At 63.6% G+C, this 10,530-nt stretch carries 9 protein-coding genes; 5 read left to right on the top strand and 4 right to left on the bottom strand.

Going from position 1 to position 10,530, the window contains the following annotated elements:
* Nucleotides 1–751: YXWGXW repeat-containing protein (locus AC628_RS37710; RefSeq protein ID WP_168193528.1), on the bottom strand; the 751-nt coding region annotated here is incomplete at its 3' end.
* Between the two features lie 604 nt (nucleotides 752–1,355).
* Between AC628_RS37710 and clpB the strand changes: the two genes are divergently transcribed.
* The 5 genes from clpB to AC628_RS37685 all read left to right on the top strand — a co-directional run bounded on the left by clpB (nucleotide 1,356) and on the right by AC628_RS37685 (nucleotide 6,619).
* Nucleotides 1,356–3,968: an ATP-dependent chaperone ClpB gene (gene clpB, locus AC628_RS37705; RefSeq protein WP_074131718.1), complete on the top strand. Its 2,613-nt coding sequence runs from the start codon at nucleotides 1,356–1,358 to the stop codon at nucleotides 3,966–3,968.
* A gap of 105 nt (nucleotides 3,969–4,073) precedes the next feature.
* A complete protein-coding gene (locus AC628_RS37700) occupies nucleotides 4,074–4,328 on the top strand; it encodes a DUF2171 domain-containing protein (RefSeq protein WP_074131717.1) in 255 nt (84 codons plus the stop codon).
* 149 nt (nucleotides 4,329–4,477) lie between these two features.
* Nucleotides 4,478–5,539: a Dyp-type peroxidase gene (locus AC628_RS37695; protein WP_074131716.1), complete on the top strand. Its 1,062-nt coding sequence runs from the start codon at nucleotides 4,478–4,480 to the stop codon at nucleotides 5,537–5,539.
* Nucleotides 5,532–6,347 (top strand): family 1 encapsulin nanocompartment shell protein, encoded by an 816-nt coding sequence (locus tag AC628_RS37690; protein ID WP_074131715.1) that lies wholly within the window; start codon nucleotides 5,532–5,534, stop codon nucleotides 6,345–6,347. The genes AC628_RS37695 and AC628_RS37690 overlap by 8 nt, the downstream gene beginning before the upstream one ends.
* 80 nt (nucleotides 6,348–6,427) lie before the next feature.
* Complete coding sequence (locus AC628_RS37685) at nucleotides 6,428–6,619, top strand: hypothetical protein (protein WP_074131714.1); 192 nt, start codon at nucleotides 6,428–6,430, stop codon at nucleotides 6,617–6,619.
* Between the two features lie 16 nt (nucleotides 6,620–6,635).
* Here the strand turns inward: AC628_RS37685 and AC628_RS37680 are convergent, their stop codons facing one another.
* From AC628_RS37680 to AC628_RS37670, 3 genes are all read right to left on the bottom strand, one after another.
* On the bottom strand, nucleotides 6,636–7,922 hold the full coding sequence (locus AC628_RS37680) for an MFS transporter (protein ID WP_074131713.1): 1,287 nt from the start codon (nucleotides 7,920–7,922) through the stop codon (nucleotides 6,636–6,638).
* Between the two features lie 116 nt (nucleotides 7,923–8,038).
* Entirely contained in the window at nucleotides 8,039–9,064 is a 1,026-nt protein-coding gene (locus AC628_RS37675; protein WP_074131712.1) for a glycoside hydrolase family 5 protein, read from the bottom strand.
* Nucleotides 9,061–10,350, bottom strand: coding sequence for an O-antigen ligase family protein (locus AC628_RS37670; RefSeq protein WP_074131711.1), 1,290 nt, complete (start codon nucleotides 10,348–10,350; stop codon nucleotides 9,061–9,063). Before AC628_RS37670 ends, AC628_RS37675 begins: the two co-directional genes overlap by 4 nt.
* Between the last annotated feature and the right edge of the window lie 180 nt (nucleotides 10,351–10,530).

Below are 10,530 nucleotides of genomic sequence, written 5' to 3'. Positions count from 1 at the left end.
CGGCCGGACGCGCGCGGACCACGCCCGGTCCCTTCAACTCGCCGGGACGCGCGGTCGCGCCGACGGCGGGCACACCATTGTTGGCGCGCTTGAACAGGCTCGGATCCTGGCTTGCGGTCTCGACCTGCTTGCGCTGCAACGGCGTCGCCGCGAAATGCTGCTCCTTGGCGACCGCGCGATCGGCAGCAGTCGGCCGCGCCTCGATGCCGCCGGTGCCGCCATTGTAGCTGACGTTGTTGACGGTGGCCTGGTTGATGGTGACGTTCTTCTCGTAGACGTTGTTGATCTGCGCACCCTGCAGATTGTTCACGGTGCGATTGTAGAAGAAGTTGCCGTGATCCCAGCGGCCGCCTTCATAGCCCGAACCGCCGTAGCCGAAGCCGTAATTGATGCCGCCGTAGAAGCCGACGCGATCACCCCAATAGCCCTGATGGAAAATGAAGCCGCCGCCGAACGCGCCCCAATAGCCGGGAGTCCACAGCAGCCCGACGCGCGGCGGCTGCACCCAGGTGCCCGGCACCCAGTAATAATCGCCGCGATCATCGTCCCACGACCAATTGCCCGGTGACCACATGTAACCGGGCCCAGGCACCGGCGGCTGATCGTAGGTCGGCAACGGCGGCGGCGGAGAGTCGACAGCAGAGACCGGCGCGCATGCCGCATCCTGTGCGATTGCTGGCACGGCGGAGACATAGAACAGCGCCGCGGCAATCGCTGCACACGACACGGTCGATAGAAGACGAGTGGTCATTGGGAGCCTCTTCGATGAGCACGTCTGTTCAACGTGAGAACCGGAACAAAAGTTCCGTGCATCGGCAACGCACCGACACACTTCATCGCTAGCGCCTTGACCTTACACCAGCCTGAAACAGCTCGAAACACATCACGCAGCCATTCATCGCGGGTTCAGAGTGTGCATTGACTCATCGTTGCGCGATTCAATGGAACATCGCGACGCTCGACGGCATCATCGCGTGCACTTCACCGCGAGCGAGATCATCGCTTTTCCAAAACGTGTCACGAATATGATTTTGGCGTTCGTACGATTGCAATGAATTGGGCGCGTCGAGCTGCTGAGTTTGCCGAGGCGGTCGGCCAGCCACCATCGGCGCGATGCGCGCCGGCACATCCCGTAGCAGTACCTCCGGGTGAGTGCCAACGGCCGGCTCCGCGATTGACACACCCCTGAAACGACCACACGATGCCAGCCGCAGCAGCCTCAGGTCCGCGGCTTTCCGCCGGCGCAAATGTACTGGGCTGCCGCATGATGGATGTCATCGTTCCGCCATCTGTCGCCGGCGGCAATGCATGGCATACCTGATCTCGACGAGCCAGTGCCGCCTTGAGGTGCCACGATGAATATTGAAAAATATACCGATCGCGTCCGCGGCTTCATTCAGTCGGCACAATCGCTCGCGATGCGCGAGGGGCACCAGCAATTCTCGACGCTCCACATCCTCAAGGTGCTGCTCGACGACCCCGAAGGCCTCGCGGCCGGCTTGATCGACCGGGCCGGCGGCAACTCGCGCGCGATCCTCAAGGCCACCGAAGAGGCGCTGGCGAAGGTGGCGAAGGTCAGCGGTGGCGGCTCCGGACAAATCTATCTGGCACCGGAGACCGCGCGCGCCTTCGCCGCGGCGGAACAGGCCGCCGACAAGGCCGGCGACAGTTTTGTTTCGGTCGAACGCCTGCTGCAGGCCCTCGCCGCCGACAAGGACAGCGACGCCGGCAAGCTGCTCGCCAAGGGTGGCGTCAATCCGCAGAACCTGAATGCGGCGATCAACGCGCTGCGCAAGGGCCGCACCGCCGACAGCGCATCGGCCGAGAACGCCTACGACGCGCTGAAGAAATACGCCCGCGACCTCACCCAGGCGGCGCGCGACGGCAAGCTCGATCCGGTGATCGGCCGCGACGAGGAGATTCGCCGCACCATCCAGGTGCTGTCGCGCCGCACCAAGAACAATCCAGTTCTGATCGGCGAGCCCGGCGTCGGCAAGACCGCGATCGTCGAGGGCCTCGCGCTACGCATCGTCAATGGCGACGTGCCGGAAAGCCTGCAGGACAAGGCGCTGCTCGGGCTCGACCTCGGCGCGCTGATTGCGGGTGCAAAGTATCGCGGCGAGTTCGAGGAGCGGCTCAAGGCGGTGCTGCAGGAGGTGACATCAGCCGAGGGCGGCATCATCCTGTTCATCGACGAGATGCACACGTTGATCGGCGCCGGCAAGGGCGACGGCGCGATGGATGCATCAAACCTGCTGAAGCCCGCGCTCGCCCGCGGCGAGCTGCATTGCATCGGCGCCACCACGCTCGATGAATATCGCAAGCATGTCGAGAAGGATCCGGCGCTGGCCCGGCGCTTCCAGCCGGTGTTCGTGTCCGAGCCTACGGTCGAGGACACCATCTCGATCCTGCGCGGCCTGAAGGACAAATACGAGCAGCATCACGGCGTGCGGATCGCGGACTCGGCGCTGGTCGCTGCGGCCACGCTGTCCAACCGCTACATCACCGACCGTTTCCTGCCCGACAAGGCGATCGACCTGATGGACGAGGCGGCGGCGCGGCTGAAGATGCAGGTCGATTCCAAGCCTGAGGAACTCGACTCGCTCGACCGCGAGATCATCCGGCTCAAGATCGAGCAGGAGGCGCTCAAGAAAGAGACCGATCTCGGCTCCAAGAGCCGACTGCAAACGCTCGAGAAGGATCTCGTCGACCTCGAGAAGAAATCGGCGGACATGACGTCGCGATGGCGCTCGGAGAAAAGCAAGCTCTCCGACGCGCAGAAGATGAAGGGCGAGCTCGAGCAATTGCGCACCGAACTCGCCAATGCGCAGCGCAAGGGCGAATTCCAGAAGGCGGGCGAGCTCGCCTATGGCCGCATTCCCGAGCTCGAGAAGAAGCTTGCCGCTGTCGAGGCCAGCGAGACCTCGTCCGCCAGCGAGACCGTGACCGCCGACAATATCGCGGCTGTGGTGTCGCGCTGGACTGGCGTGCCGGTCGACAAGATGCTCGAGGGCGAGAAGGACAAGCTGCTGCGCATGGAGGAGATGCTCGGCAAGCGCGTCGTCGGCCAGGCCGAAGCCGTGCGTGCGGTGTCGACCGCGGTGCGCCGCGCCCGCGCCGGCCTGCAGGACCCGAACCGGCCGATCGGTTCGTTCATGTTCTTAGGACCAACCGGTGTCGGCAAGACCGAGCTGGCAAAAGCGCTCGCCGAATATCTGTTCGACGACGAGACCGCGATGATCCGCCTCGACATGTCCGAATACATGGAGAAGCACTCGGTGTCGCGGCTGATCGGTGCGCCGCCCGGCTATGTTGGCTATGACGAGGGCGGCGCCCTGACCGAAGCGGTGCGACGGCGGCCCTACCAGGTCGTGCTGTTCGACGAGATCGAGAAGGCGCACCCCGATGTCTTCAACGTGCTGCTGCAGGTGCTCGACGACGGCCGTCTTACCGACGGCCAGGGCCGCACCGTGGATTTCCGCAATACGCTGATCATCATGACCTCGAACATCGGCGCCGAATACCTCGTCAACCAGCCGGAGGGGCAGAGCACCAGCGCGGTGCGCGTGCAGGTGATGAACATGGTGCGGGCGCATTTCCGCCCCGAGTTCCTCAACCGCATCGACGAGATCATCCTGTTCCACCGGCTGCAGAAGAGCGACATGGGCCGGATCGTCGAGATCCAGTTCGCGCGGCTGCGCAGGCTACTCGAGGATCGCAAGATCGATCTCGAGCTCGACCCGAAGGCACGCGACTGGCTGGCCGAGAAAGGCTGGGATCCAGCCTATGGCGCTCGCCCGCTGAAGCGGGTGATCCAGCGCAGCGTGCAGGATCCGCTAGCCGAGATGATTCTTTCCGGCGATGTGCGCGACGGCTCGCAGGTCAAGCTCTCCGCGACCAAGGCCGGCCTCACCTTCAACGGCAAGAAGCCGGAGAACGCGGCGGCAGACGAATTCGAGCCGGTGTGAGGCAAGCCGCACGTACTGCCAACGACGCGCCGTCATCGCCGCGTCGTCTGCCGGCATCATATGCAAGCCGAATATGCAAGCTGACCTGCAACCAGGGAGAGTGCCATGACGCAGCAGAACATCAAGGCCAACATGGAGGTCATCGGCGCCGACGGCGTGCATGTCGGCACCGTCGATCACGTCGAAGGCAACCGCATCAAGCTCAAGAAGAGCGAGAGCGACGGCTTCCACAAGGGCCACCACCATTATGTCGAGCTCGGCTTCGTCGCCGGTGTCGAAGGCTCCAAGGTGCGGCTGTCCGCCAACGCCGCCATTGCGGTGACCCTCGAGGAGGAGAAGTCCGGAAAGCCCATCGATTGAGGCAGGCGCCTCTGCAATAGAGTGGGCCATTCGAACCCTTGTAAAGGGTCCGATGGCATGCTCCTCTGCCCCTCCCTGGACGTCGATCCGGCGTCCAGTTCAAGCCTTTTGCCGTCGTCCGAAGTGCCGCTTCAGTCAAGGAGACCTGCGTGCCATCAGCCGTTCCGCAACCGGTCGCTGCGAAGCTGACGCGCGCGGCCATCTTCCTTGCGGTCACGATCAAGCCAAATCCCGAATACGATACCGTGGTGCGGTCGCTCTGCGCCGACGTGGCCGCGCTGGTGCGCGCCGTCGGCTTCCGCGATCTCGAGGGCAGGTTGTCCTGCGTCATGGGCATCGGCTCCGATGCGTGGGACCGGCTGTTCGGCGTGCCCAAGCCGCAAGGCTTGCACCCGTTCCGCGAGATCAACGGGGTTCACCACGCGGTTGCGACACCTGGCGACCTGCTGTTTCACATCCGCGCCGTGCCGATGGATCTGTGCTTTGAGCTCGCGACGCAGATCATGTCACGGCTCGGCGATGCCGTTGCCACGTCGGACGAGGTGCATGGCTTCAAGTATTTCGACGAGCGCGACCTGCTCGGCTTTGTCGACGGCACGGAGAACCCGCAGGATCAGGCGGCGCTGGGGGCCACGATCATCGGCGACGAGGACGCGGCGTTCGCCGGCGGCAGCTATGTGATCGTGCAGAAATACCTGCACGACCTGAAGAAGTGGAACGAACTGCCGGTCGAGATGCAGGAGAAGATCATCGGCCGCACCAAGCTGTCCGACATCGAGCTCGACGATGCGGTGAAGCCGAGCTACGCGCACAACGCCCTGACGACGATTGTCGAGAACGGCGAGGAGCTCGACATCGTTCGCGACAACATGCCGTTCGGCAGCGTCAGCAAGGGCGAATTCGGCACCTATTTCATCGGCTACGCCAAATCCCCGCACCGGATCGAGCAGATGCTGGAGAACATGTTCATCGGCAAGCCGCCGGGCAATTACGACCGCCTGCTCGACTTCAGCCGCGCCGTGACCGGCACGCTGTACTTCGTTCCGTCGGCGACCTTCCTGGAGGACGTCACCAGCGAGGCGCCTGCAGCCGCGCCCGCTGAACCGTCACTGGATGATGCCGGGGCCGACGAGACATCTGCATCGGGAATACAGCCGTCCGACGGCTCACTCGGGATCGGCTCACTGAAAGGAGACGCTGGACATGAATAATCTTCATCGGGGACTCGCCCCCATCTCGGACGCGGCATGGGCCCAGATCGAAGAGGAAGCCTCGCGCACGTTGAAGCGCCATCTGGCGGCGCGCCGTGTCGTCGATGTCGACGGTCCGAAGGGAACGGATTTCTCCGCGGTCGGCACCGGTCATCTGAAGAAGATTGCGACGCCCGGCGACGGGGTCGAGGCGACGCAGCGCGATGTTCGCGCGCTCGTCGAGCTGCGCGTACCGTTCGAGCTGTCGCGCCAGGCGATCGACGATGTCGAGCGCGGCGCGAATGATTCCGACTGGGATCCGCTCAAGCAGGCGGCGCGGAAGATCGCCTTCGCCGAGGATCGCGCGGTGTTCGACGGCTACACCGCCGCCGGCATTCAGGGCATCCGTCAGGGCACCAGCAACCCGGTGCTGACGCTGCCGCCGAGCATCAAGAACTACCCTGCCGTGGTCGCGCAGGCGGTGAGCCAGTTGCGGCTCGCCGGCGTCAACGGCCCCTACACGCTGCTGCTGGGCACCGAGCCTTACACCGCGATCGGCGGCGCGACCGACGACGGCTATCCGGTGCTGCAGCACATCCAGCGCCTGATCGACGGCAAGATCGTCTGGGCCCCCGCGATCGAGGGCGGCGTCCTGCTCACCACCCGCGGCGGCGATTTCCAGCTCTCGATCGGCCAGGATCTGTCGATCGGCTATCTCAGCCACTCGGCGACATCGGTCCAGCTCTACTTCCAGGAGACCATCACGTTCCTGATGCTGACGAGCGAAGCGTCGGTGGTGCTGGCGCCGGAGGCGAAGAAACGCGCTTAGCCCTATCGGCGTTCACTCATCCGGGAAGCTCCGGCGATTGCTCGGAGCTTCCGTTGAACTTCAACGGGAGGAGGCGCGCAATGGACTACGATCTCTACATCAACCCGAAGAAGGCGTCGGTTGGCCTCTATGTTCTTAAGGGCGCCGGTATTCCCGATCTCGCCGATGCCAAGGACTGGGTGTTCGACGGCACCTTCGGTCAAGCCAATCTGCCGGCGCAGCTGGTGAAGGAGATCGAGGCCAACGGCCACGCCTTCCGCGACATGGATTGAGCGTCGACCGCTAGCGCTATTTTTCGCCGACCTTCACCGGCGCGGTCTCGGGCATCAGGCTCATCGCCACGATGCCGACCGCGGCCGCGAGCAAGAGATACCAGGACGGCGCCAGCGGATCTCCGGTCACGTGCAGCAGCCACGTGACCACGAGCTGCGCGGTGCCGCCGAACGTCGCGATCGCGACCGCGTAGATCGTGGCGAATACGCCGCCGCGAATGTTCTGCGGCAGCGCTTCGGTGAAGGCGGCATAGAACGCCGTGAACGGCAGCGATCCGATAAATGACAGGATGCCGAAGCCGAACAGCAGCGACCACGCGCCGGGATCCCGGACGATCCACAGGAAGGCCGGATAGGTCAGCACCAGCACGACCAGCTGCGGCCAGATCATGATCGGCTTGCGGCCCAGCCGGTCGGCGAGCCAGCCGCCCAGCACCGCGCCGATGATCTGAAGCCCGTTGCTCACCAGCGACACGGTGAACGCCAGCGACGGCGACACATGCAGCGTGTTCTTGGCATAGGTCGTCATGTATTGCGTCACATAGGTCGAGATCGTGCCGCTGGCCAGGATCATCACGGCCAGCACGATCACGCGAAGGTGCCGGCGCGCCAGCGCGAGATGGCTTGAGCTTTCGACCTGCCTGGCAACGTGCTCGCCACGCGAGACCGTTTCCGGCAGCGTGCGGCGCATCCAGATGCCGAACGGCAGACAGACCGCCCCGAGCAGGAAAGCGACCCGCCATCCGTAAGCCTGCAGCATGTCGGGCGCCATCGTGCTGCTCAGGATGACGCCGACAAGGGCGCCGACCGTCGCCGCGACCTCCTGGCTCGCAGGCTGCCACGCCACCACGAGGCCGCGGTTCCGGGGCGCTGCGATCTCGATGAGATAGGCCGTGGTCGGCCCAACTTCGCCGCCGAGCGCAAATCCCTGCACCATCCGCGCCAGGATCACGATAACAGGCGCCACGATGCCGATGGCTGCATAGGACGGCGTCAGCGCGATGGTCAGGATCGCGCCCCCCATCAGCGCGAAGCTCAGCAGCATCGCCGGCCGGCGGCCGACCCGGTCGGAGAAGATGCCGAGCACGATGCCGCCAATGGGGCGCGTCAGGAAACCGGCGCCGAAGGTCGCAAGCGACAGCATCAGGCTGCCATACTCGCTTTGCGCGGGAAAGAACGTGTGCCCGATCTCGGTCGCAAAGAAGCTGTAGGTGATGAAGTCGTAGAACTCCAGCATGTTGCCGATGGTCGCGGCAAAGGCTGCGCGCTTGACATCGAATTCCCTGCTCGCAATGTCCGGCAACGCTGTCAGTTCCCATTCCGTCTCGCCGGAGCGAGTATGATTCCTCCGGTCTTGTTAGGCAAGGCAACGCTTGGACAGGGCTGGCACGCCGAACGAATGCGGCGCGAGCGACAGCCTCAGCGGGCCGGAGCAATGATCGCGCGGAGGATATCTCCGTTCCAGCGCTGCCGCGCGCCGTCGAAGGCCGCGAAATCGTGATCGAATTGCCAATAGGCCCATGCCCATCCGTTCCGTTCCGCGCTCCTCGTCATGAACGACAGGTACCTCGCCCGGCTCTCCGCCGGCGCGCGCTCATAGACGCCGAACTCGCCGAGATAGATCGGGCGCTTCTCCTGCTCCGCCCAGGCGCGGATCTTGTCGAAATCGGCGGCGGCCTTCGCCTCGTCCTCCGCAGAGCCCCAGTTCAACGGGCCAATCTTCGAGAACGTCGCCGACCACGGCGCACCTTGATGGGTGAATTGCAGCGGCAGGTAATAGTGAAATGTGACGATCAGGTTCCGGTCGCCGGCCGGCAGCGTCAGCGCGTCGACCGGCAGCTCGTCGGTGTTCAGGATCGCGACCACGACATTGCGCTTCGGATTGGTGTCCCTGACGATGGCCAGGCATTCACCGAGCAGCGCATTCCACTCGGCCGATGTCATGTTCCCGCCGGGCTCGTTCAGGATCTCGAACACCAGCGCGGGATACTTGCCCGCGTAGCGCGAGGAGACCTGACGCCAGAACGCCTTGAGCTTGGCGGTGCATTCCGGCACGTCGCGCTGGCAGAGATCGGTGTCGTGCTCATCGAGGATCGGGATCAGCCTGTGCGCCAGAACCTGCTCGATCACGGCATCGAGGCGCCGCAACACGGCTTCATCCAGCATGTTGCCGGAATCCATGTGCCTGAAGCCGAAGAAGTTGATCCGGACGTGCGCGAAGCCGGCCTTGCGAATGGCGGCGAGGTTTTCCAGACGGAACGGCGCGTTCTGATAACCTTCCCAGATGCCGTCATAGCCGAGAATATTGATGCCGCGCCCCAGCGGCGCGACGTTCGGAGACGCCGCCTGCCCAGCCGCCCCCGCCGGCGAGATCGGCACGGCGAACAGCGCCGCCGCCAGCAGCAGGTGGATGGCTCCTTGCAGAAGCAATCGAACCGCTCTCATGACCGCTCCAACTCGTACAGCTGCACGCGCGACGACGGCAACGACCGGCACACGGCGAGGAAGAAGGCGATCAACAGCACCGATGTGAACATCGTCGAGCGAAGGAAGACCGTCTCGGTAAAATTGGTCTGGCAGTTGAGGAAGACGAACCCGATGATCAGCGCACAATGCAGGCGGTCGATCGCGCGCCCTGCGATCAGGCAGAGCATCTTGTAGGAGAACAGAAAGACGCTCGCCGTGAACAGGAAATAGCCGATGAACCCGGTCTCGACCAGAATGGCGATATAGCCGTTATGGTAGTTGTCGAGCACCCAGCCGTGATTCTGGTTGAAATAATCGTAGATCTCGGGCCTAGTCCAGAACCCGTTGATGCCAAATCCGAACAGCGGCGCGTCGTCGAAATGGCTGATGGCGTACTGCCAGATGAAGGTCCGCTCGGTGAAATTGATCGTCGTGTCGAAGACATGAATCGAATCGTAGCCGGTCGTGTAGAAGTACAGCATCAGCAATGCGGCCACGATGCACATCGCACACGGCAGCATCGCATAGACCTGCATGCACCTGACCGACCACAGGGAGCTCAGCAGCAGCGCGCAGGCGACCAGCGACAAGGCGCCGGCGCCGCGTGACTCCGAAAAGATCACGCAGGTCGAAGCGAGCGCAAAGGTCACGAGAAACGGCAGCCATCCCTGTCCGGTTACCTTTCGATAGCAGGCAAAGAACATCAGATAGGCCCCGGCGAAGCCCAGCGTCTGCTTCGATTCGAAGACGCCCTGCCATTGCCCATTGTGCATCCAGGTCTGGTCCACGCCGATGTCGGGGAGGATCACCGCACAAAACGCCGAGCCGGCGATCAGGACGAAGAGGCCGCGGGTGGTCGACTTCACGATATCGTCGAGGCCGACGCGGGTGATCATGCAGAACGCGCCGAACGTCGTGATCGCAAGCGCGGCGGCCTTCATCAGGGCGGAGACGTCCAAATCGGTCCAGAATACCGAAATCGTGGCGAACGCATAGAATGCGACGATCACCAGCGTGTCGAGATTGAAGGCGAGCCGCAGGCGGGGACGGATGAACAGGCTCGCATAGATCAGCACGCCCCACATCATGAGGGCGACGACCTGCTGCACCATCGTCACCCCGGCTGGAAGCAGCGCGGCGTGGAACGTTCCCATCGACATGATCACGTTGATGGTGATCGACCAGTTGACGACGGTTCGTGCAAAATTTTCCGCTTCAATGCCCGGCGCCTGCCAGACCGAGCTATCGAGCGCTCGTCCGTCCATATCAGTTGTACTCCGCTCAATGAAGAGCTCGCCGCTCCGGTGGATCGGAGCGGCACATTGCACTCGGTAGAAATCTAAAGCGGGATGAAGTTAGCTTGAATCGATTTGGGATTCCCAAATCAGGTCGTTTTTGATTCACCATGCTGGCTGGGCGGAGGCCAGCATGGATGGGCAAGCCTT

Origin of the sequence: Bradyrhizobium sp. NAS96.2 (genome assembly GCF_001908235.1) — a bacterium.
GTDB lineage: Bacteria > Pseudomonadota > Alphaproteobacteria > Rhizobiales > Xanthobacteraceae > Bradyrhizobium.
This window is presented reverse-complemented; position numbering and strand designations above follow the sequence as displayed.